Origin of the sequence: Chryseobacterium sp. Mn2064, from assembly GCF_049319685.1 — a bacterium.
Lineage (GTDB): Bacteria > Bacteroidota > Bacteroidia > Flavobacteriales > Weeksellaceae > Chryseobacterium.
Window position 1 is genome coordinate 1259163 of sequence record NZ_JBMOUE010000001.1, and the last position, 23370, is coordinate 1282532.

24 protein-coding genes are annotated in these 23370 nt (G+C 35.6%); 16 read left to right on the plus strand and 8 right to left on the minus strand.

From position 1 onward, the window contains the following. Positions 1-64 precede the first annotated feature (64 nt). Positions 65-1564 (plus strand): amidophosphoribosyltransferase, encoded by a 1500-nt coding sequence (gene purF, locus ACL9RH_RS05465; RefSeq protein WP_422692328.1) that lies wholly within the window; start codon positions 65-67, stop codon positions 1562-1564. Between the two features lie 82 nt (positions 1565-1646). On the opposite strand, the gene ACL9RH_RS05470 is transcribed toward purF, so the two are convergent. From ACL9RH_RS05470 to aroB, 5 genes are all read right to left on the minus strand, one after another. Continuing rightward, a complete protein-coding gene (locus ACL9RH_RS05470) occupies positions 1647-2357 on the minus strand; it encodes a porin family protein (RefSeq protein WP_422692329.1) in 711 nt (236 codons plus the stop codon). 919 nt (positions 2358-3276) lie between these two features. Then, positions 3277-3867 (minus strand): porin family protein, encoded by a 591-nt coding sequence (locus tag ACL9RH_RS05475; protein ID WP_422692330.1) that lies wholly within the window; start codon positions 3865-3867, stop codon positions 3277-3279. 274 nt (positions 3868-4141) lie between these two features. After that, positions 4142-4756 (minus strand): porin family protein, encoded by a 615-nt coding sequence (locus tag ACL9RH_RS05480; RefSeq protein ID WP_422692331.1) that lies wholly within the window; start codon positions 4754-4756, stop codon positions 4142-4144. Positions 4757-4979: 223 nt separating this feature from the next. Beyond that, a complete protein-coding gene (locus ACL9RH_RS05485) occupies positions 4980-5627 on the minus strand; it encodes a porin family protein (RefSeq protein WP_422692332.1) in 648 nt (215 codons plus the stop codon). A gap of 277 nt (positions 5628-5904) precedes the next feature. Next, on the minus strand, positions 5905-6951 hold the full coding sequence (aroB, locus tag ACL9RH_RS05490) for a 3-dehydroquinate synthase (RefSeq protein ID WP_422692333.1): 1047 nt from the start codon (positions 6949-6951) through the stop codon (positions 5905-5907). Between the two features lie 102 nt (positions 6952-7053). Here aroB and ACL9RH_RS05495 point away from each other — a divergent pair, with 102 nt between their 5' ends. From ACL9RH_RS05495 to ACL9RH_RS05505, 3 genes are all read left to right on the plus strand, one after another. Further along, on the plus strand, positions 7054-8235 hold the full coding sequence (locus ACL9RH_RS05495; protein WP_422692334.1) for a pseudouridine synthase: 1182 nt from the start codon (positions 7054-7056) through the stop codon (positions 8233-8235). Between the two features lie 208 nt (positions 8236-8443). Further along, positions 8444-9013: a TetR/AcrR family transcriptional regulator gene (locus ACL9RH_RS05500; RefSeq protein WP_422692335.1), complete on the plus strand. Its 570-nt coding sequence runs from the start codon at positions 8444-8446 to the stop codon at positions 9011-9013. Then, positions 9010-9858, plus strand: coding sequence for a sialate O-acetylesterase (locus ACL9RH_RS05505; RefSeq protein ID WP_422692336.1), 849 nt, complete (start codon positions 9010-9012; stop codon positions 9856-9858). Before ACL9RH_RS05500 ends, ACL9RH_RS05505 begins: the two co-directional genes overlap by 4 nt. Positions 9859-9932: 74 nt before the next feature. Here the strand turns inward: ACL9RH_RS05505 and pncA are convergent, their stop codons facing one another. Then, the gene (gene pncA / locus ACL9RH_RS05510; RefSeq protein WP_422692337.1) at positions 9933-10538 is read right to left on the minus strand and encodes a bifunctional nicotinamidase/pyrazinamidase; all 606 of its coding nucleotides are present in this window, start codon (positions 10536-10538) and stop codon (positions 9933-9935) included. Between the two features lie 358 nt (positions 10539-10896). Here pncA and ACL9RH_RS05515 point away from each other — a divergent pair, with 358 nt between their 5' ends. The 5 genes from ACL9RH_RS05515 (at position 10897) to ACL9RH_RS05535 (ending at position 14212) form a co-directional block, all read left to right on the plus strand. Continuing rightward, entirely contained in the window at positions 10897-12039 is a 1143-nt protein-coding gene (locus ACL9RH_RS05515; protein WP_422692338.1) for a DEAD/DEAH box helicase, read from the plus strand. 211 nt (positions 12040-12250) lie between these two features. Then, entirely contained in the window at positions 12251-12787 is a 537-nt protein-coding gene (locus ACL9RH_RS05520) for a YfiT family bacillithiol transferase (RefSeq protein ID WP_422692339.1), read from the plus strand. After that, positions 12781-13242 carry a DUF1569 domain-containing protein gene (locus ACL9RH_RS05525; RefSeq protein WP_422692340.1) on the plus strand — a complete coding sequence of 154 codons (462 nt, stop codon included), beginning with the start codon at positions 12781-12783 and terminating at the stop codon, positions 13240-13242. The genes ACL9RH_RS05520 and ACL9RH_RS05525 overlap by 7 nt, the downstream gene beginning before the upstream one ends. Further along, positions 13239-13619: a bacillithiol system redox-active protein YtxJ gene (gene ytxJ / locus ACL9RH_RS05530; protein ID WP_422692341.1), complete on the plus strand. Its 381-nt coding sequence runs from the start codon at positions 13239-13241 to the stop codon at positions 13617-13619. The genes ACL9RH_RS05525 and ytxJ overlap by 4 nt, the downstream gene beginning before the upstream one ends. After that, a complete protein-coding gene (locus ACL9RH_RS05535; protein WP_422692342.1) occupies positions 13616-14212 on the plus strand; it encodes a Crp/Fnr family transcriptional regulator in 597 nt (198 codons plus the stop codon). The genes ytxJ and ACL9RH_RS05535 overlap by 4 nt, the downstream gene beginning before the upstream one ends. 85 nt (positions 14213-14297) lie before the next feature. On the opposite strand, the gene ACL9RH_RS05540 is transcribed toward ACL9RH_RS05535, so the two are convergent. Further along, a complete protein-coding gene (locus ACL9RH_RS05540; protein ID WP_422692343.1) occupies positions 14298-15722 on the minus strand; it encodes a PLP-dependent aminotransferase family protein in 1425 nt (474 codons plus the stop codon). Positions 15723-15816: 94 nt separating this feature from the next. Between ACL9RH_RS05540 and ACL9RH_RS05545 the strand changes: the two genes are divergently transcribed. The 5 genes from ACL9RH_RS05545 to ACL9RH_RS05565 all read left to right on the plus strand — a co-directional run bounded on the left by ACL9RH_RS05545 (position 15817) and on the right by ACL9RH_RS05565 (position 19136). Continuing rightward, entirely contained in the window at positions 15817-16701 is an 885-nt protein-coding gene (locus ACL9RH_RS05545) for a DMT family transporter (RefSeq protein ID WP_422692344.1), read from the plus strand. Between the two features lie 304 nt (positions 16702-17005). Then, positions 17006-17617, plus strand: coding sequence for a Crp/Fnr family transcriptional regulator (locus ACL9RH_RS05550; RefSeq protein WP_422692345.1), 612 nt, complete (start codon positions 17006-17008; stop codon positions 17615-17617). A gap of 195 nt (positions 17618-17812) precedes the next feature. Continuing rightward, positions 17813-18115 (plus strand): hypothetical protein, encoded by a 303-nt coding sequence (locus tag ACL9RH_RS05555; protein WP_422692346.1) that lies wholly within the window; start codon positions 17813-17815, stop codon positions 18113-18115. Positions 18116-18127: 12 nt separating this feature from the next. Next, positions 18128-18511, plus strand: a complete 384-nt coding sequence (locus tag ACL9RH_RS05560; RefSeq protein WP_422692347.1) for a hypothetical protein — start codon at positions 18128-18130, stop codon at positions 18509-18511. Between the two features lie 124 nt (positions 18512-18635). After that, a complete protein-coding gene (locus ACL9RH_RS05565) occupies positions 18636-19136 on the plus strand; it encodes a CinA family protein (RefSeq protein ID WP_422692348.1) in 501 nt (166 codons plus the stop codon). An 11-nt stretch (positions 19137-19147) separates the two neighbouring features. Here ACL9RH_RS05565 and ACL9RH_RS05570 read toward each other — a convergent pair whose 3' ends face one another. Further along, on the minus strand, positions 19148-19948 hold the full coding sequence (locus tag ACL9RH_RS05570) for a helix-turn-helix domain-containing protein (RefSeq protein ID WP_422692349.1): 801 nt from the start codon (positions 19946-19948) through the stop codon (positions 19148-19150). Between the two features lie 161 nt (positions 19949-20109). Here ACL9RH_RS05570 and ACL9RH_RS05575 point away from each other — a divergent pair, with 161 nt between their 5' ends. Together ACL9RH_RS05575 and ACL9RH_RS05580 are read left to right on the plus strand one after the other, a co-directional pair. Next, entirely contained in the window at positions 20110-21246 is a 1137-nt protein-coding gene (locus tag ACL9RH_RS05575; RefSeq protein WP_422692350.1) for an Atu1372/SO_1960 family protein, read from the plus strand. Between the two features lie 203 nt (positions 21247-21449). Beyond that, a complete protein-coding gene (locus ACL9RH_RS05580) occupies positions 21450-23258 on the plus strand; it encodes a hypothetical protein (RefSeq protein WP_422692351.1) in 1809 nt (602 codons plus the stop codon). Positions 23259-23370 lie beyond the last annotated feature (112 nt).

Sequence of the window (23370 nt, forward strand, 5' to 3'; positions counted from 1 at the left end):
AAGTTAGCTTTTAGTCTGAGATCTGAAATCTGACTTCTAAGATCTACAATTAGAAAAAATAGAAATGAAAAGTTTAGACATTCATAAAAGTGAATATTTAAAACAGTTTGAAAACCAGGTTTACGGAAGGAATCTTTTCAGAACTCAGGAAGAGGAAAGATTAGATGCTCCCAACGAAGAATGTGGAATCTTCGGATTGTATTCAGATAATGATCTGGATACATTCTCTCTTTCGCAGTTTGGCCTTTTCGCATTACAGCACAGAGGTCAGGAAGCGTGTGGTATTTCCGTCTTGAAAGAAGGCAGAATTACCAATATGAAAGACGAAGGGCTGGTTTTGGACGTTTATAAAGACATTCAGGAACCTGAAACTTTTATGGGAAATTCTGCAATCGGACATACCCGTTATACAACTGCAGGAGATAAAAAGAAATATAATTTTCAGCCATTTTTCGCTAAAAACGAATATGACCAGATTATACTTTCCATAGCACACAATGGTAACCTTACCAATGCGAAAGAATTAAAAGCTGAATTGGAAGCTGAAGGCGTGGTCTTCAGAGCAACCTCCGATTCAGAAGTTATTCTGAGATTGATTCAAAAAAACCTGGATCTGGGTCTTCGTGGAGCCATCAAAGCAACCATGGAAAAGATCGAAGGTGCGTATTCTGTAGTAGGAATGACAAGGAATAAATTCTTTGCGTTCAGAGACTTCAACGGAATTCGTCCTTTAGTACTGGGTGCTATTGATGAGAAATCTTACGTGGTAGCATCAGAATCCGTAGCATTAGACGCTGTTGGAGCTCAATATGTACGCGATATTCTTCCTGGTGAGATCATTTATACCAACGAAAATGAGCCCGGAAAACTTCACTCTTATATGATGGATGAAGCCAAAGGAAAACAGAGAATCTGTTCTTTTGAATACATCTATTTTGCAAGACCTGACTCTACCTTAGAAAACATTAATGTGTATGAGATCAGAGAAAAATCCGGAGAAAAAATCTGGGAACAGGCTCCTGTAGAAGCTGATCTTGTTATTGGAGTTCCCGATTCCGGAGTTCCGGCAGCTATTGGTTTCTCAAAGGCATCAGGAATCCCTTTCCGTCCTGTTTTGATTAAAAACAGATACATTGGACGTAGTTTCATTGTTCCTACCCAGGAAATGAGAGAAAGAGTAGTCAACCTGAAACTGAACCCGATTATCTCTGAAATGAAAGACAAGAGAGTTGTCATCATTGATGACTCCATTGTTCGTGGAACAACTTCTAAGAGATTGGTTAAAATTCTTAAAGATGCAGGAGTAAAGGAAATTCACTTCAGAAGTGTTTCTCCGCCCATTATTGCTCCTTGCTATCTGGGAATTGATACGCCTTCAAAAGATGATTTGATCTCTGCAAATATGTCTACAGAAGAGCTTAAAAATTACTTAGGTGTTGATTCACTAGAGTTTTTAAGTATTGATAACCTGAAAGTCATTTTAGGATCCTCCAATCACTGCTTTGGATGCTTCACTGAAGAATATCCGGTAGGAAAAGGAGAGGAGGTAGAATTATTCAATTAATCATACTGATCCAAACATACAAAAGAGCCAGGTGTAATACATCTGGCTCTTTCTATTGGGGTTAAAAAATTGGTTCTATTTATTAAAACTTATAGTTTAGACCTAACTGAAATACTCTGTTGTTATTTTGAGCAGCAGTCATGCTTTTGTCAATTTTTGTCAAACTGTTTACATATCTTGCACTGATCCCGATATTGGAAGTGATATCATATCCTAAACCAAGACCTAACCCAACATTGAATCTGTTAATTTGGTCTTTGTCGATATCCGCAGAGTGAGAACTTGTTGTAGTTGTCGTAATACCTCCGGTAGTACTTGCTACAGTTGTTTCTCCTTTATTTTTCCCAGTGATGAAATAACTGAATTCAGGTCCTGCTTCAATATAAAAATTATCTGCAGGTCTCATCTGAACCATTAATGGTACGGAAATGTAATCCATTTTTACTCTGCTTTGAGCTTTAGTCTTTACATTCGTTACTCCATTGTCAGTTTCTGTAGAATAAATGACATCTTTTGCACCCATCTGGTTATATAAAACCTCTGGCTGTAAACTGAACTGTTTAGAAAGTGGAATATTAACAAATGCTCCGGCATGGAAGCCTAATTGCTGACTATTGATACCGAATTTCTGCTGACTGAAGTACGCTGAGTTTCCTCCTGCTTTAATCCCGAATCTAACCGGCTGTACATCTTTTTTTAGCGGTGATGGATTTACTTTTTCAGTTTTTTGTGTTTCCTGCGCGAAAGCTAGAGTACCAGCTGCTAAAGCCAGTCCTAAAAATAACTTCTTCATAATTTTATCTTTTAATTTTACTATTTGTGTCTTTGAATGATTTCTCAATCAGACTTGAATTATTTTGCAAATTGCTTGCCAAAGTTGAAAAATCCTTATTTAAAGGGCTTTTAAGCCAGGTTATGAAATGTTTTGTATTTGTGATTTTAAATGATTTATTAAAAAGGATATCATAAAAATCACTTTTTAGGGAATATTTCACAAGCTATAAAGAGAATTTTTTCGTATTTTGATATTAACCATAATTTACAATCCCAGCCTGAATTTAATGACAACAAATGATCTCAATGACGAAAAATTTCGGAGGAATATTATTTATTAGACTCCAAAATTTAATAATTTGCTTTTAAAAATAAAATGCCAGATCTCAAAAAGGTCTGGCATACATTTGAAAAATAATAAATATCTCTACTTGATTAAACTAATCCACAATTATTTTAAAAGAAAAACATTTTCCAGAGTTAACTACCTGTTGAAAGTAATTGATTGGCTTACAAAAAGCGAAAAAGTCAGACTTAAACAAATAAGCCTGACTTTTTCTATTGAAATCAAAATGTATTTTATTTTACAGGATTATAGCTCAGTATTCCGATATTTTCCTCTACAAGGTACCACTCAATTTTAGGTTAAAAAAAGTACACCTGATTTTGAAATGAAAACCGATTCTAAACAAAATCAGTAAACATTTTATCTTAATATCAGAAATTTGTAGGTTGGATATATTTCGAAATAAGGATACAATCACTACTTTATACGCAAATTTCTTGCCAAAATAAATTGAACTGTGAAAACACAGCTCATTTTCTTCTTAGAAGCTGATTCTTAAAAAGATAAATTTCATTAACAGAAATAATCTTAACGCATAAAAAAAACCGGACTTAATTAATAGTCCGGCCTTATAATTTATAATCAGTTTTGCTTAGAATTTGTAAGCTAAACCTACCTGGAATACACCATTTTTAGATTTGTCTGTAGAAAGATCAGGTCTATTTTTGGCAACATCCGTTAAACCTGCAACATATCTTGCAGTAACTCCAATGTTCTGAGTGAAATAGTACCCAGCTCCTAATCCAATTCCAAAATCAAATGATTTAAATACATCCTTACCATCTGTAGAGTTTGATCTATACTTTATGTTAGAATTTACCAAAAAGCTAAATTGAGGTCCTGCTTCTACATATAAATTAGGAAGAGCATTATATTGAATCATTAATGGAACTGAAATATAGTCAAGGTTGGCTTTTACATCACTATTTGCTTTAGTTTTTGCGCCCATTCCACTATACAAAACTTCGGGCTGGAAAGAGAAATCCTGTGCTACTGGAATATTCGCAAATACACCTCCATAAAATCCAGCTTTTGAATTAAAATCCCCACCGGAAAGGTTAGAAATATTAAGACCCGCTTTCAAACCGAATCTTGCTGAACCTGTTGGAGTTGAAGTTGATGTTTTCTGAGCGAAAGTGAAAGTACCTGCTACAAGGGCAAGGCCTAAAAGAATCTTTTTCATAGTATTTTCTTTAATGTTGGGTTATTAAGTTTTATTTAACACTTTTTTTATTATCAAATGGTATGCCAGAATATAGAGATTTTAATTTAATAAGCTTATATACAGCCTTTATTGCACTTTAATTATAGATTTAATTTGAAATTTTCAATTCAACACGTTAGCATTTGTTAACACATTTTAAGATATGTAGAAAAAAAACGACTGTCTCAATTACTGAAACAGCCGAATATATTCTTTTAATCTAAAGTTTTTTATCTAAAAATAGAATTCAGATTTAAAATTTATAAGATGCACCTATCTGGAATACTCCGTTTTTTACAGCATTGGTATTATCGTATCCATAATAATATCTTGTTTTTACAATATCAGATAAACCTGCAACATATCTTACATTCACACCAATGTGACGGGTAATATAATATCCTGCTCCCAATCCGATCCCAAAATCAAATGACTTTGTTCCGTTTTTGTAAGCTCCTGTGGAGGCAGTTTTCTTTAATCTGGCATCAATTAAGAAATTAAACTGTGGTCCGGCTTCAATATATAAATTAGGCAGAGCATTATATTGAAACATTACAGGAACGGATAAATACTCTAAGTTGAGCTTAGTACTGCTGTTTTCTTTTAATATTCCTCCCACAGCGCTGTACATTACTTCCGGCTGAACGGAGAAATCTTTAGTTACGGGGATATTAGCAAATATACCACCATAGAACCCAGCTTTTGCTTTCATATCCATATTAGAAACGGTAGAAACATTGAGTCCTGCTTTTAATCCGAATTTGATAGGAGAAGAGGAAGGAGATGGAGTGGTGGTGGTGTTAGAAGTGCTTTGTGCGAAAGCAAATGAGCCTGCAACAAGTGCCAGACTGAAGAAAATCTTTTTCATAGGTTAAAAGTTATTTTTATATATGATTAACCCGCGATAAGGAACAAACAATATGCCACCAGCCCTTTATTGATGGACATTAGCGTTTTATTAACACATGAGATGAATTCTTAAATTAACACCTCTATTCACTCTTTTGTGAAGAAAACAAAAAGATCAGACCGAAAATAGTCTGACCTCTTTATTGAATATAAAAATTTGTTAGTGAATGTATAGGGAAAGCTTATTTGAATTTATAAGCTAATCCTACCTGGAATACGTTGTTTTTTACAGAGTCTCCATTGTTATTTTTGTAAATATCTGTAAGACCAGCTGTATATCTTGCGGTAATCCCTAGGTTAGGAAGGAAATAATAACCTGCTCCGATTCCGATACCAAAGTTGAATGTTTGGAAATCATCCTTGTTAAGGGTAGCAACCTGAGTATTGTTGTTATTGTTGGTTGAGTTTTTGAATTTATCCTTAGCACTTACTAAGAATCCAAATTCCGGACCTGCTTCAAGGAAGAATTCTGGAGTTGCGTTATATTGGAACATTACAGGTACTGCAACATATCCTAAGTTTCTTGAATATTCACTTCTATAGGTGTTTCCAAGAGCTGAATATTCTCTGGTTACTTTTGAACCTAAGTCATTATAAATAACCTCTGGTTGTACACTGAAAGAACTTGCTAATGGAATGTTTGCAAAAACACCTGCATTAAAACCGATTTTTGATTTTGAATCACTTAAGTCAGCTCCGTTAGATAGTGAAGATACGTTCATACCCCCTTTTACACCGAATGTTACCGGATTGGAAGAAGTGCTAGGTGTTTGTTGAGCGAATGCTAATGTTCCTGCAGTTACTGCTAATCCTAAAATTAACTTTTTCATAACTTTAATTTTTTAATTTTACTCTTTCTTAATTTTAAATTTTACTACTTGTCAACATTTTCAGTTGAACGCTGAGTATCTTCCAAATTGCTTGCCAAAATTCTTTTTTATGAGTAAAATCAATAAAAAAACCACTTAAAGAATAAGTGGTTTTATGTATAAATAATTGGATTTCAGTATTTTATATAATTAAATAAACATTTGTTTATAAATAATCTAAATTGACAATTTTGTCAAAAATAGGGTTAAAAAACTGAATATTTGAATGCGATTTGTATTATGCATCATTCAATTTTCGGTAAAAATGAATGGATTCAAGAATATTTTTCTGGGTGCATTGGTGATCATAAGTACAAGAACCAATTCCCGAAAGTAAAGAAAAATTGATTTTGCTGTCGGTATTCTTTTTATCATTCATTAATAAAGCTGTGATATCTTCATCTGTGAAATCACTGATGTCCAAATATGGATAATATCTCTGAATATTTTCAATGATCATGGTTGAATCTTCTGCTGAGATAAGATTTTCAAGATAAGCCAGATGAGCTTCTGCGATCATTCCCATAGCTACTGCTTCTCCATGAAGAATAGGATTTTCCTGCTGCAGACATAAGCTTTCAACAGAATGTCCTATTGTATGTCCAAAATTTAATGTTTTTCTTATATTCTGCTCATGGAAGTCTTTGTCTACAACTTCCTGTTTGATATCCATAGAAGTCTGGATATGTGGGGTAACAGAAGCTACGTCAAGCTTTGAAATCTGGATCAGCTGCTCCCAATGCGCTTTATCTGCAATAAGCCCATGTTTCAGCATTTCTGCAAAGCCACTTCTTAATTCTTTAAAAGGTAATGTTTCCAGGAACTTAGGATAAATAAAAATTTGCTCCGGGAAAGCGAAAGTTCCCACCATATTTTTATAATGCATCAGATCAATCCCCGTTTTGCCTCCTATAGAAGCATCACACATCGATAAAAGGGTAGTTGGGATATTGATGAACTTTATTCCTCTCTTATAAGTAGAAGCAACAAAGCCTCCCATATCCGTAATTACGCCGCCACCAAGGTTGATAACCAATGCTTTTCTGTCTGCCTGCATTTCCGTAAGAATTTCCCACAGCTGATTGGCTGTCTGGATATTCTTCATCTCCTCTCCGGCTTCAATCTCCAGAATTTCGAACCCAAGATCTGTTTCCATGTTTCCTAAAAGAACAGGAAGACAGTATTCATGAGTATTCTCATCTACCAGTATAAAAATCTTACTGAATGATTTTTCGTGAAGAAAGTCGTTAAGCTGAGAAAAATTATCATTTAATATTGTTATCATCTTAGTTGATATATAAAGTTAAAAACATAAACTATATTGCAAAGTTATGATTCTTAATTTTTAACTCATAACTAAATTACTATCTTTGCAGAAATTTTTAGAATGAGCAGAGATAATAATAATTCAGACAGACCAAAGAGACCAAGAATTTCAACCAAGAAAAGTTCTGATGATTCTCGTGCTTCCAGATCTGGAAATTCTTCAGGATCAAAACCTTTTAAAAAACCTTTCTCTAAAGACGGAGGAAGAAAAGGCCCGGAACATCAAGGGTCCAACTCAAAATTTGAAAAGAAACCTTTTAAGAGAAATACAGAAAGTTCTGAAAACTCGAATGAAGATTTTGGCTCAAGATCTGAACGTAAGCCATACATTACGAACAAAAGTGAGAGCTTTGAGAGAAAATCTTTTGGAAAACCTAAAAGAGGTGGAAAAAATTTTGATACAAGAGATAAGTACGAAAGAGGCAGCCTAAAATATGGTAGAAGACCATCCAACGGCGAAGAAAGAAATGATGACAGAGCAAAATCTTTTGTACAGAAAAGAAGGCTGAACAAAATCGAAAAGGATGTCCACAAAGACAGCATCCGTTTGAATAAGTATATTGCCAACTCAGGGATCTGCAGCAGAAGAGAAGCTGATGAGCTGATCACTCAGGGACTTGTAGAGGTAAACGGAAAAGTAGTAACCGAAATGGGTTATCAGGTACAAAAAACAGATAGAGTAGTGTTTGACGGACAAAGCATTACACCGGAAAAACCTGTATATGTACTTTTGAACAAGCCAAAAGGTTATATTTCTACTACTAAGGATGACAAAGCCAGAAAAACTGTAATGGATCTTGTAGCCAATGCTTCTCCTTACAGACTTTTCCCAGTAGGAAGACTGGATCGTTCAACAACAGGAGTTATCTTGTTGACGAATGACGGCCATATGACGAAAAAACTTACTCACCCTTCTTTCGATGCTAAAAAGATTTACCACGTAACACTGGATAAGAAACTTACAGGTGAAGATTTGCGTCTTATTGCGGAAGGAATTCGTCTTGATGAAGGAGTAGCGGTTGTTGATCAGATTTCATATATCGAAGGAAAACCGAAGAATGAGATTGGAATTGAAATCCATATCGGATGGAACCGTGTGATCAGAAGAATATTCCAAAGATTAGGATACGAGGTAGAATCTTTAGACAGAGTAATGTTTGCCGGATTAACGAAGAAGAACATCAAAAGAGGACACTGGAGAATCCTTTCAGAACTGGAAGTAAACAACCTTAAAATGCTTTAGAACAATGACAACCTTTGAATTTCAGATTCAGGGTTTTGATTGAAATCATTTTATGGTAAAGAATAGAAAGCGCAGAAATTGTTTCTGCGCTTTTTTGTTGTATTAATAGGATAAAAATGCGGTTTCATTTTACATGGATTTATTATTTAAAAATTAAATTGTCTCAAAGTTGAGACAATTGTCGTATATTTGAGTCAATAAAAAAGATATGAATACCAAGCAGAAAATTATTGATGCGGCAATATCCGTTTTGAACGAGAATTTTTCAGCAACATTTGAAGATATTGCGGTAAGTTGCAGTATTAACAGAAGAACGATTCACCGATATTTTAAAAGTCGGAATGAACTGCTGGAAGAATGTAACAGGAATATGATGGAAGCATGGGAATCTGCCACTCTTAAAGTTTGTGACAGCTCAGAAGATCCTTTAATACAGCTTGAGCATTTATTATATGCAGGAATTGACAGCGGAACAAAGTATGCTTTCCTTATTAAACTTAATGATCATGTTAAATTTTCTTCAACAATTGACGAAAACAGTCAAAGTGAGGTCTATTTAAAAAGAAGAAATCAATTATTTGATGCCATTCAGGAATTACAAAAGCAGCAAGTGATCAGTAATCAGCTTCCATTACCCTGGATAAGAATTCTTTTCACAAGTGTGATCACTGCAACGATTACGGCGTTCAGATCCGGAGATATTGCTCAGAATGAAGTGAAAAAACTGGCCTGGTATTCATTCAGCAGAAGTATTGGTATACAAGAAAATAAAAAATGATACATTCCTTTTTAATGATAGGCCAGTCCAATATGGCTGGTAGGGGTTACGCCAAAGAAGTTCCGGCTATCTACGATGAACATATTAAAATGCAAAGAAACGGATTATGGCAGATTATGTCTGAGCCAATTAATTTTGACCGTTCCAATGCCGGTGTGGGACTTGCCGCTTCATTTGCTGCCTCCTGGAGACTAGACCATCAACAAGACGAAATAGGATTGATTCCCTGTGCTGACGGAGGAACCAGCCTTGATGATTGGGCGGTAGGAGGTGCTTTATTTGAAAATGCTATATCACAGGCAAAGTTGGCACAACGAACAAGCCGGATTACAGGCATTCTCTGGCATCAGGGGGAAAATGACTGTTCTCCGGAAAAAGCCGAGAGATATAGCGAAAAATTTTCTGTAATAACGGAAACCTTGCGCCAGGAGCTTAATATTCCGGAAGTTCCTCTTATAATAGGTGGCTTAGGAGATTTTCTATCCAGTGGAATCTTCGGGAAATATTTTACTTCATACCCTCTGGTGAATCGGGCACTGGAAGAATTTGCAAAAGCCCATGCGAACTGTTATTTTGTTACCGCGAAAGGACTTACGGCCAATGCTGACAACATTCACTTCAATGCCCTGTCGCAAAGGATATTGGGTGTCAGATATTATAGTGCTTTTCGGGAGGCAGAACATCTTCTTGTTCCTCGTCATAATGAAGAACGTATTCTGAAGACCATCTATGATAGACCTTATACCAGAACCGAAAAAATCAAATTGTTGGAGCATGAATTTGCGATGGGAAATATTGAACCTAAAGATTTTCTGTCAGAATTAACGGTACTGAGCCAGGAGTAATCTATTATATCAAAAAAATAAACAGCATCACTGATGCTGTTTATTTTTGAGTATATCTTTATTGTATGCTTGTTTTATCCAAGTACCGTTACTCCTTTTTCAATCATTTCATAGATCGCATCTCTTCCGTTATCCGGCTTTACATTGACAGCACGGGTTCCATTAAAATGTAAGCAGGTAACATATCCATTAGCGACAGCATCCTGAGCCGTAAACTTCACACAATAATCCATTGCCAGACCTACGATTTCTACCAATTGAATATCATGGTATTTCAGGAAATCATCCAATCCGGTTTTCATAAAATGGTTATTATCCTGGAAACCGCTGTAGCTGTCTATTTCAATATTTTTACCTTTTTGTATAATGTGGGTTACTTTATCTCTGTTCAGATCTTTATGGAATTCTGCACCAAAGCTTCCCTGTACACAGTGATCCGGCCACATAAACTGAGGAACACCGTTCAGGATGATGCTTTCTCCCACTTTTCTTCCGTTGCTGCTTGCAAAGCTCTTGTGGCCTACAGGATGCCAGTCCTGGGTAAGAACAACCTGATCGTATTCATTTTCTTCCATCAGCAGATTGATGTAAGGAATAATTTCATTGGCTCCCGGTACAGCAAGTGCTCCTCCTTCACAAAAATCATTCTGTACATCAACGATTATTAACGCTTTTTTCATATTTAGATTTCTCGAATTTTTGATTAATTTACGAAAATCAGCGTCAAAAAATCTTCCAAAACAAAATTATCGGACAAATCGGCAATATAATTTTATCAAAACGCTGAGAATAGAGAATGGGAGTTTAAAATAAGACGTTTTAAGCTTTTATGAGACAAATTGAAAAATCCGGACTTTAATTCTTATTTAATTTAAAGGAAAAAACAAGACTTAACAGATTCAAATGATCATATTTTTTTAATAAATGCCTGAATTCTTTCAACTTATAGAGTAAAAGATAAACTTTGTCTGCAACGGTTCCTTTTTACAGCGAAAACCAAATCTCAATAGCTTATCTTTGCAGAAAATAAGTATTTTTATGTCATTCGAGTCTTTAGGATTATCACACAATATTATTCGTTCTGTTAAAAAATTGGGGTATTTAAAGCCATTTCCCATCCAGGAACAGGCTGTCCCGGTTATTTTGCAGGGAAAAGATCTTATGGGAATTGCGCAGACAGGCTCCGGAAAAACGGCTTGTTTTGTAATGCCTATTTTGGAGAAACTGCAGAATTCAGAAGTTAAGAAAGGACGTAATGTTCAGGTTCTGATATTGGTTCCTACCCGCGAATTGGCCATTCAGATTGATGAAGTTTTCAGAGCTTTTACAGATAATCTGAAGCGTGAAGTTCGTACAATGGCAGTATATGGAGGAGTTTCCATCAATCCACAGATGAAAGGAATGTTTGGAGTAGAAGTTCTTATTGCTACACCAGGACGATTATTAGACTTGATTGATCATAATGCTTTAAGTATTTCAGGTATTCAGCATTTGGTGATTGATGAGGCTGACAAAATGTTTCAGTTGGGCTTTGGTGAAGAGATGAACAAACTTTTTGCCATGATGCCAGTAGCAAAGCAGACCACTTTATTTTCAGCAACATTGAATGATAAGGTTTCTGAAATGAAAGAGCGTTTATCCATCAATCCTGTTATTGTTGAGATTAAAAAAGAAGAAGTAGAGATTGATAATATAGAACAATTGGCTTATCATGTTTCTCCGGAAAGTAAAGGTCCTTTTCTGCGTTATCTGATTAAAGAAAAGAAGGTAGAAAAAGCGTTGGTTTTTGTTTCTTCTACAAGATCGGCAGACAATCTGGTTGAAAAGCTGAAAAAAAATAAAATTAAAGCAGTAGCAATCCACAGTCAGAAATCACAAGGAGCCCGTAGAAATAATTTAGAAGAATTTAAAGTGGATGGAGCTCAAATCCTGGTAGCGACAGACCTTATCGGTCGTGGAATCCATATTGAGTCTCTTCCTTGTGTAATCAATTACGAATTGCCACGTTCTCCTATAGATTATATTCACCGAATTGGTAGAACAGGCCGTGCCAACGAAAAAGGAACTGCCATTACCATTCTCACGGATGATGAATTGCAGCATTTCCGTGTTATTCAAAAGAAAATGGGCCGAAAAGTTACCTTACAAAGGACAGAAGGTATTGATCTTCACGGCTATTAATATTATAATATATAAAGACTTCAGTTTTTGATAAAATTGAAGCCTTTTTTTGTAGAATGAAGATCATTCGTTTTTTTAGTACAATTAACATTTTGTTCATATTCAGATATCTCGGATTTTTGATACATTTACAGTCATAACAACTAAAATTTGCTTTCAACTGAACAATCAGACTGATCCTGGCAATATTTACAAATTAAAACCCTGAATAATGAGCGATTTAGAGAAAAAAAAATTTCCTATAGGAATGTTTGAAACTCCGGAAAATATCTGCGATACCACGTTGGATACCTACATCAAAGTGATCAAAGATTTCCCTGGAAGGTTAAAAAATCTCATCGAACATTTTACGGATGATCAGCTGGATACTCCTTACAGAGAAGGCGGATGGACAGTAAGACAGGTGGTGAATCATCTTTCAGATAGTCATATCAACAGTTTTATCCGTTTCAAACTGGCTCTTACAGAAGATAATCCAACGATAAAACCTTATAATGAAGCGCAGTGGGCAGAACTTCAGGACAGCTATCATATGCCTGTAAAGCCGGCAATGCGTATGTTGAAAGGAACACACCAAAGATGGGTTACTCTTCTTAAAAGCCTTACCAATAAACAGTTTGAAAGAACATTTCAACATCCGGAGCACAACAGGAGCTATAATCTTAGAGAAAGTCTTGCCTTATACGTTTGGCACTGCAATCATCATTTTGCTCATATTGAAAATCTGAAGAAAGAAAAAGGTTGGTAAAGAAAAAACTTAATAATCCGATATATTACCGAGAAATTGTAAACAGAATTTCCAAACTTTCTGAAAAATCTCTCAGAAAATGGGGGAAAATGAATGTAAGTCAGATGCTTAAGCATTGTGATCTGGTTCTCCAGGTTGCCTTGCAAAAAATTGAACTTCCCCGCATCAACTTCCTTTTTCAAACCATTGGGGCCGTTACAAAAATAGAAATGTATGTTTTCAATAACGGAATTCCCAGAAATATGCCTACTTTTCAAAAACTAATCGTTAATTTTGAGTGTGATTTTGATGAATCAAAGACCAATCTACTGAAAACACTGGAAGAATTCCGTGAAGCCTGTGATGATAACAGTCTACCGGACCATCACAGATTATTCGGAAACATGACTGAAAAAGACTGGGAATTTTTAGAATATAAACATCTAGATCATCATTTAAAACAATTTAATGTATGAGTTTTTTTGATAAAATATTCGGCGGAAAAAGTGAAAACCCCGAACAAAAATCTTTTTGGAAGAAGATAGAATCTGAGGAAGATCTGGCACAAGCTATTGAAAATTCTCACCGTCATAAAATAGCGATATTCAAGCATTCTACAAGCTGTTTTATCAGCAGAACAGTGTTGAAAAATTTTGAAAGAGAAGTTGAAAATGCAGATCAGCCTTTAGAATTATACTACTTGGATCTACTGGCGTACAGGCCAATTTCCAATAAAATTGCCAGCGATTTTGAGATAAGACACGAAAGTCCGCAAATGATTGTTATACAGGACGGAAAAGCGGTAAATAACGCTTCGCACCAAGACATTTCCTTAAGCCAGATTGTATCATGAAGAATATCAATAATTATTTAGCCAAAGTTTTAAACGTTCCGCTTCAAAGTGTGAACGCCTGCAGTCTACATTACGAAGTAAAAAAGATTCCTAAAAATCAGTTTCTTTTGCAGTATGGAGAAATATGCAGACATATATTCTTTGTAGAAAGAGGGCTTTTAAAAATGTATTCTATCGATAAAAACGGTAAGGAGCATATTATACAATTTGCGCCGGAAAGCTGGCTGATTTCTGACCGAAGCAGTCTTTACTTCAACGAAAAATCCAATTACTATATTGAGGCCGTTGAAGATTCAGAAGTACTGTTTCTTCACCCGGACTTCTTCAACAAGCTGGTAGAACAATTCCCAAACAGTATTGAAAGAAGTGATTTTCTTCTTCAAAAGCACATCAGAAGTCTTCAGAACAGAATCAATTCTTTGCTGGGTGAAACTGCTGAGGAAAGATATATGAAATTCATTAAGATGTATCCGGATCTTCTGCTGCGTGTTCCACAATGGATGATTGCTTCTTATTTAGGTATCACTCCTGAAAGTTTAAGCCGCGTAAGAAAAGAGCTGGCAAGAAAGAATTTTGTTCCGGATAATAAATAAAAAACGGAAAAATTGAAAAAATAGAGCTGGAAGTGATTATTGAAAGTAATGACTTCCAGCTTTCATTTTTAATATCAGAATCCTTTTAAGAAGTCTGATAAATCTTTTTAGCAAGTTGCCCAACCTGTCTCAGTTTTGTCTGAGTATCTTCTGACCATGGGAGACCAATGCAAAGGCGCATACAGTTTTCAAACTGCTCCTGAAAGGTAAACATTCTTCCGGGGGCAATGCTTATATTCTGCTTAATAGCCAAATCGTAGAGTTCGGTGGTACGGATTTTTTTATCAAATTCTATCCATATAGAAAGTCCTCCCTGGGGGCGACTGGTTTTAGTTCCTTCAGGAAAAGATTCGGCAATAGTCTGTACATAATTCTGGTAATTGCTTTGAAGTGTTTTGCGAAGTTGCTGAAGGTGTTTTTCGTATTTTCCGGATTTTAAAAAATTGGCAACCGCTTCATTGACAATTGAAATAGAAGAAGTGGAATGGAGCAGTTTAAGTTTCAATATTTTCTCTTTATATTTTCCAGGGGCAATCCAGCCAACACGATACCCCGGAGCCAAAGTCTTTGATATTGAGCTGCAATACAATACATTGCCATCTTTATCAAAAGATTTGCAGCATTTTGGGCGTGAAGCTCCGAAATACAGATCTCCGTATACATCATCTTCGATTAAAGGGATATTATTTTCGGATAATATTTTAACAACCTCTTTTTTGTTTTCATCAGGCATACAGCTTCCTAAAGGAGAATTGAAGTTGGGAATTAACAGACACAGATCAATTTTAGGAATCAGTTTTTTTAACGCTTCTATTTCGATTCCTGTAGTGGGATGGGTGGGAAGTTCCAGAACTTTTAGGCCCATACCGTTGGCGAGCTGTAAAATTCCCGGATAACAAGGGCTTTCTATAGCGATTGTATCCCCAGGCTTTCCCAATGCCATGAGACAGAAAGACAGGGCATTCATACCTCCGTTGGTGGTTACAAGATCATCTTCTTTAAGGCCGCCTCCCCATTGAAAAGAACGTACGGCAATCATTCTTCGAAGCGTAAGATTTCCCTGAAGTTCTTCATACTCTGTTCCGCCTTCTTTCAGTATACGGATTGCATTTACAATCTCCTTTTTCAGTTTGGCTTGAGGAAGCAGATCTCCGGATGGAATTCCTATAGAGAAGAAAGTAAGATCTTTCCGCCCCATATTTTCATAAACTTTACTGATCAGTTCATCCGGTTCATCATTGTTGGCAATCAAAGAGGGGCGACTTATTGCGGGGAGAGGGAGTTTTACAGACAATAACTGGCTTACAAAATATCCGGATTGGGGTTTCGATTCAACCATAGACATCGATTCAAGCTCCAGAAATACTCGTTTCGCAGTATTCATGCTTACCTGATGTTCCTGACATAGCATTCTTACTGAAGGAAGCTTATCTCCAGCTTTTAACACTCCATTTCTGATTTGGTTGGCAATGCCGTCTGCAATTTCTGTATATAAGAATTCTTTACTCATAATCTCAAACTGTGCTCATGCAAATATACAAAACTGATACTGTGTTTATCTGTTTTTCCTTTCTAATTTTGAACCATACAAAAAAATTAAAAAGATGATGACAAATACAATTTCAAAAGATCAGGCGATAAGCGGATGGATTAATGGATTCATTGGTGTCTTGCTTTTTAGTGGCTCAATGCCGGGTACAAAACTTGCTGTAATGGAAATGGATCCTATATTTGTAACCCTTGCAAGAGCCGTAATTGCAGGTGTTCTTGCCCTTTCTGTACTGATGATCTATAAAGAAAAACGTCCGGCCAAAAATCAGCTGTTTTCTCTGGTTTTAGTAGCATTAGGCTGTGTGATAGGATTTCCGTTGCTTTCTTCTTTAGCATTGCAATACCTTACCTCTGCACATTCTATTGTGTTCTTGGGAATGTTACCTCTTGCTACCGCTATTTTTGGAGTGTTCCGTGGTGGAGAAAGGCCTCATCCTATCTTTTGGGTCTTTTCAGTGATTGGAAGTCTTCTGGTGATCGGTTATGCTTTTTCTCAAGGAATATCTGCGTCTCCTGTTGGAGATATTCTCATGCTTTTGGCTGTGATACTATGTGGATTGGGATATGCAGAAGGAGCAAAGCTTTCAAAAACATTAGGAGGTTGGCAAGTAATTTCATGGGCTTTGGTGATCTCTCTGCCTATAATGCTTCCTCTTTTCTTTATCTATTTTCCCGAAAATCTGGCAACCGTAAGCTTTAAAGGCTGGTTTGGATTAGGTTATATTTCTTTATTCAGCATGTTTATTGGTTTTATATTCTGGTATAAAGGATTGGCGCAGGGAGGCATTACAACAGTAGGACAGCTTCAGTTGCTACAGCCTTTCTTTGGATTGGCATTGGCTGCATACTTTCTTCATGAGCAGGTGAGTATAGGAATGTTGGGAGTGACCGTAGGAGTGATTTTATGTGTTGCAGGAACTAAAAAATTTGCTAAATAATACAACGCAAGCATTAAAAGGCCCCGGAGCCTTCAAAATATTTTCAGATAATGCATAGTTCTGAATAGCCGATTCCAGTTTATTTTCATGATGAAAATAGCTGGAATTTTTTTTGAAATCATCAATAGTATAATGATGGGCATAAATCAGTTTAATCATTGAATGTTTAAGAAAAACATTTGATAACAACTTTAATGAAATAGAATTTGATAATCAATTTAACTATTTTTAACATTTTCATCAATTTGTAAGGTTCACTTTTTGTATAAACCTTGAAATCCACAAACACAACCAAAATAAAATTATGAAAACGATAAGCTGTATGAATATTGATGAAGATCTTTTGTACTCATTCGGTGCAGAAGACCGTATTTACAAACCCAAAGAGACTATTTTTAAAGAAGGAGATCATACGCTTTTTTATTTTCAGATTACAAAAGGAAAGGTGAAGTTGAATAACTATAATGAAGACGGAAAAGAGTTTATTCATAACATTCTGAAAAAGAATCAAAGTTTTGGAGATCCGTTGCTTTTCCTGGAACATCCTTACCCGATGAATGCCATATGTATTGAAGGTTCTGAGATTATAAGATTGCCCAAAAGCAGTTTCATTGAAATGCTTAAAGAAAATCCTGAGCTTTCTCTGGAAATGAATGCCTGTTTTTCTCAACAGGTGTATTATAAACTGGTGATGATGCAGAGTTTAGCTTCCCAAAATCCGTCCCAGCGTTTAAAAGGTCTTTTAGATTATCTGAAAAGTTTCCATGAAGAAAGCTGTGGAAGTTTTCAGGTTGAATTTACAAGACAGGAATTGGCCAATCTCGTTGGGCTTCGAGTGGAAACGGTGATCCGTACCTTGAAAAAAATGGAAAAAGAAGGACATATTAAGCTGGAAAACAGAAAAATATTCTATTAATGCTTTTTGCTATGATCCAAATCATAAGAAAAGGAGTTATTCTGATTTAAATTTAAAATATCAATTTTAGTAAAAATAATGGCAAGTTTATCAACAGAATGAAGTACCATTTTTAGCCTTTTATTCTGAAATTTTACGGAGACAAAATCTTTTGCTAAGGTTTATTATACATCAGAAACTCAAATCATATGAGATATGGATTGTCAGAAAATAATAAAAGACTTAAAGCACAAAGACTTTGTAAAAGTTCCGAACAAAGGAGATTGGTATGAAGCTGGGGCAGCCATTTATGCAAAAGAAATCAAGGAGAATATATTTCTGCTGTTTATCATCTTAAAAGATATACATATTGAGAATATTCAGGCTCTGATTGCTCATTTCGACTGTTTCAGCAGCATTGGATGTAAAGAGCCGGAACAAATAATGTTCTATCTTTCTATTAAAGACAAGGATGATCTGCACTATTTTGAACACTATTTAAAATCAACCCATAACTAATAACCAGAAAATATGATATTTGAAAATGAAACTTTACTGCATTCGGGATTGAATGATAAAAACAATGCTCTTGAAAATGAATCTTTGTTTCCGGTTATTATCAATTCTTACGGAGTCACTGCTTTTCTGATCAAATCATTGGAAAAGATTAAAAACAATGCACAATGCGAAATTCTGAAAAAAGTAATTGACGATTGTATAAATGAATATTTTCTTCACATCCGCGATTTTCATACCCAAAACACAATGGGAGATACCACTCATGACGCGGAAGTAAGAATGGAAAGTCCATCTTTTACTTTATATGCCAAAACAGCTTATTATAAAGTGAGAAAAGAAGAAGAGTATATCAACCGATTTCTTGAAATATTGGAAAACAGTAAAAAGATAGATTAGAAAACACCCTTCACACCATCTTATAACATTGAAATGAAAAGCTGCAGTTTTGATATACATTCAGCAGCTTTTTTACCTTCATGATGCTGAATCCCATGTAACCTATCACTTAAAATATTACATTATGGATTTTCAAAAAAATCTTCTGGAATATATAAGTCAATCTCTGCTCACCATAGATGAAACGATTTCTGTGGCGGAAAGTGTCACTTCAGGATGCTTACAGCTGGCTTTTTCCCAAATGCCCAATGCTCAGCTATTTTATAAAGGAGGAATGACCGCTTACAGCCTCCCGGAAAAAGTAAGATTGTTGAATGTAAACAGAAAGGAAGCCGAAGATTGTGATTCTGTTTCAAAAAACATCGTGGAAACTATGGCTCTGCAAATTGCAAAACTGTTTGAATCCGACTGGTCTATTGCTACAACAGGCTATTCAACCTCCAACAGAAGCTCTGCCTATAAGGTGTATGCATACTTTTCATTTTCTTATAAAGGAGAAATTATTCTCACCAAAAAGTTGGAACTGCATCCCAAAACCCAGGCTTTGAATGCCCAATTGTATTATACTGAGTTTATTTTAGGCTGTTTTAAAAGTGAACTCAACAGATTATTAATCTTAAAATAAAACCAGTTCTATTAACTTTCGGTCTTATTCTTATGATTCCCCGGCTTGGTTTTCATGACCGTAAAATAAGAAGAGGTGAAGGCTGAAAGACTCTGATAACCTACTTTATAAGCTACTTCACTTAAAGTATATTGACGGGTATCAATCAGTTCTATACTTTTTAAAATTCTGGTCAGCTGCATATATTTTTGCAATGTCATCCCTGTTTCATTTTTAAAGATACGCTGCAGACTTCGGACCGACATTTGTGCTTTTTCCGCCAAAGAATCAACATCCAGATTATATTTAAAATGAGTATTTATTTCCTGACATACCGGAATAAGTCTTGTATCAGTTGGCGCTGGAATTTCCAGTCTATTGGTTTCTTTACAGAAGTTGGGAAGGCTCTTTAAAATTGCCTTAAAGAAAATATCCTGTTCCTCATTTTCCACTAAAGATTTGTTCCATTTTGAGGCATAAAGCAACATTTCTCTGAGAACTGGTGGAACAGCAAATACCTGAACATTCTGATAAAACTCTTCCTCAAACACAGATTTGAAAAGAAATACCATCAAATTTACAGTTTTTGCTTCAGAAGTGATCTTATGCGCTTTCCCTGAAGGTACCCAAATCACATGATGCTGCGGTACGAGATAAATCTTCCTGTCGATATGAAAATACTGATAGCCGTCTTCCACAAAAGTGAGCTGGGCACGGTGATGAATATGTTCGTGATCATCATGCTTCCAGTCTTTTTCGCACCATACATAAGCTTCCTTTTCAATAGTGTCTACAAACTGGCTTTCTGTTGTTTCGGTTAATCCACATTTCATATTGTCGTTTCAGATATATTTTTTGGCAAATTTAATAAAAACGCCAATGCTAATTTTGTACTATCAAAGGAATAGATATTTTAATTCATCCATTTTTAATAAAAAACATGAGAAAAATGAAACCGAATATCTGAAAACAATAAACTTATATCTTATTAATAATGAAAAAATTATGTTCTTTTTTTATCTTAATTTTACTATTTAACACCATCAATATCATGGCACAAAATAAAGCAAAAATATTGGTCCTCATTCATTCCGATAATGGAGGAACTTACGAACTGGCGAAAGAAATAGCCAAAGGAATTGAAAGTGAAAACAATGCTGTTCCTTACATCAAACTTGTAAAAGAATCCCCCAATCCAGTTCTTAAAAATCTCCCTGTAGCAACCGTGGAGGAACTTGCAACATATGATGGAATTGCTTTTGGTTCACCCGTTTATTTCGGGAACATCAGTACAGGAATGAGTGAATTTTTATCAAAAACCGTTCAGCTTTGGACCAATCATGCATTGGAAGGTGTTCCGGCTACTGTTTTCATGTCAGCAGGAAGCGGTGCAGGAAAGGAACTGGCGTTACAGGCATTTTGGAATAGCCTTGCCGTGCACGGAATGGTTTTGGTTTCCAACGGAATACGGGGAACTGAAGATTTGAATAAATCTATCCCACAGGGCAATTCTGTATTGGGAATTACAAGCATGGCTTCTTTAAAAGATGTGGAAAGACCTACAAAAGGCGAACGTCAACTGGCCGTACTTCAAGGCAAGAACTTTGCAAAAGTGGCATTGGCATTAAAAGATACGCATTCTAAAAAAACAATTCCTATGGTTGAAAATCATCAAAACTTCAATGAAATATTAAAGCAAAAAAATATTACTCTTCCTCAGGTTCCAAAACCTGCTGGAAACTATCAGCCTTTTGTGCGTACAGGAAATCTGGTATTTATCAATCAGGTGGCATTAAAAGACGGTAAAATCTTCAATCCTGGAAAACTGGGAGTGGAAGTGAACGAACAGCAGGTTAAAGAGGCAACGAAAGTAACCATGCTTAATGTGATTGCAGTATTAAAAGACGCTGTGGGTGGAGATTTAAGCAAAGTAAAACAATGTGTACAGCTTACAGGAATTTTCAATACTAAAGACGATTATACTAAACATGCAGATCTTATGAATATTGCATCAGATCTTACTGTGGATGTTTTTGGTGAAAAAGGAAAACATGCAAGAGCAACATTGGGAGCTTCTTCAATTCCGGTGAACTCATCCGTTGAAATTCAGGCTATTTTTGAAGTGGAATAGTTCTTATACTAATACTTTTCTACAAAATCCGCTGATCTTAACAGGTTAGCGGATTTTTTATTGAGGAAATGATGATATTTGACATGTTTTCAACATTAGAAGTGTTATTTAATGCATAGTTCATTGTAAAATAATATATTTAAAGAGTGAATAGTTTTTAGAAGGATTTTTAGTGCATTAAGGAAAACTTTTATTGACAACATATGACAAAAAAACCTTTGCACAATTTCCATATTCCGGTAATGGGACTGGCGTATACAATAGACAGCCCCATCCGTGTCGCTCAATATGGAATATCTTCCGTTATTTCCATTATTGATGATGAGATTCTGGAAAAAATGAAAAACTTTTATAATAAGAAATTTAATCTCGATTATTTAGGAATTTCAACAAAAACGGAAGACTACAGAGCCAAAAGAATTACAGCCTACCTGGATATGGTTGATGATATCGTGAACGAAAAATTTGAATCTTTCAAACAGGAAATCAGCAAAAATAAGGAGACTTTAAAAGACTTTATGGCAATGTTGCCCAATACCTCAGATCTGAAGGACAGCCTTCAGAACTTTATGAATCAAACGGATAACTGGAGCTCTAATATTAAGAATTTTATTGAGTCTAACCTAAAGCCGGGAAGTATTGATGTAAATATCATGACGAAAGTAGATAAAGATAATTTTCAGAAAAACGAACAGCTTCCTGTAATGTACAACGATGCTCATGCTTCACTTCGCGGGTTTGCGATGAGTAAATTATCTTCTTCTATGGTTCTTTCTGCCGGAATGAACCCCCGTTTATATAGCTATATGGAGGAATTTGAAGACTTTTTCCCCAATGAAAGTGGTATTATCAAAAAGAAAATCATCCTTAAAGTCAGTGATTTCCGTTCGGCAATGATCCAGGGAAACTTTTTAGCTAAAAAGGGACTTTGGGTTTCAGAATACAGAATAGAATCCGGGCTGAACTGCGGCGGTCATGCATTTGCTACCGAGGGAATGCTTTTGGGGCCTATAATGGAAGAATTTAAGCAGAAGAAAAATGATTTGATCCAATCTGCTCATGCTTTAATGATTACGGCTTTGCAGCAGAAAGGAAAACCACTTGTTTCCGAACCTTTAGAAATGAAAATTACGGTTCAGGGAGGAGTCGGAACTTCCGAAGAGCATGATTTCTTATTGGCGAATTACGATGTAGACAGTGTCGGATGGGGTTCTCCTTTTCTTTTAGTTCCTGAAGCAACTTCTGTAGATCCGGAAACACGTAATCTTCTTTTACAATCTAAAGAAGAGGATCTTTATCTGAGTAATATTTCGCCTTTGGGCGTTCCTTTCAATACCGTTAAAGGGACTTCCAATGAAAGATTAAAGTATGAAAAAGAAGCAAAGGGCAAATATGGAAGTTCGTGTCCAAAGAAATTGCTGGCTTTAAGTAAAGAATTTTCACCAGAGGGAATCTGCACAGCGTCTAGAAAATACCAGGAGATCAGATTGAAAGAACTGTATGGCGAGCAATCGTCTTTATCTCCGGAACAGTTTAATAAAAAGAAAGTAGAAATCACAGACAAAGCCTGCCTGTGCGTAGGATTGGTAAATGCGGCATACATGGAACAGAATCTTGCAATAAAAGGAGAAAAGCAAGGCGTTGTTATCTGTCCGGGACCAAATATCGCTTTTTTTGATAAGGAAGTTTCTCTATCGGAAATGGTACAACATATCTATGGAAATGCCAATATTCTTTCTGATAATCAACGTCCGAATATGTTCATCAACGAACTTAAAATGTACATCGATTATCTGAAAAAGGAAATTGCCAGCTCATCTGTTCAGATCACTAATTCTCAGGCTAAAAAATGGAACACCTTCAAAAATAATGTATTGGAAGGAATAGAATATTATCGTAATCTGTTTACAATCTCACCATTCTTTAAAAATGGATTACCAACGATAAACCTGCAGCTGCAGGAATATAAACTACGGCTTATAGCTCTTGAGATTCCTCAGGCTGAGAAGTAGCCTTATTTTTTTATTGATAGAGAAAACAGTCTTTCATTGGAAGGCTGTTTTTTTGTCTCCTTATTGAAAAAAAACGAGGAAAAATGGGGCTTTTGATTTATAATAACTATAG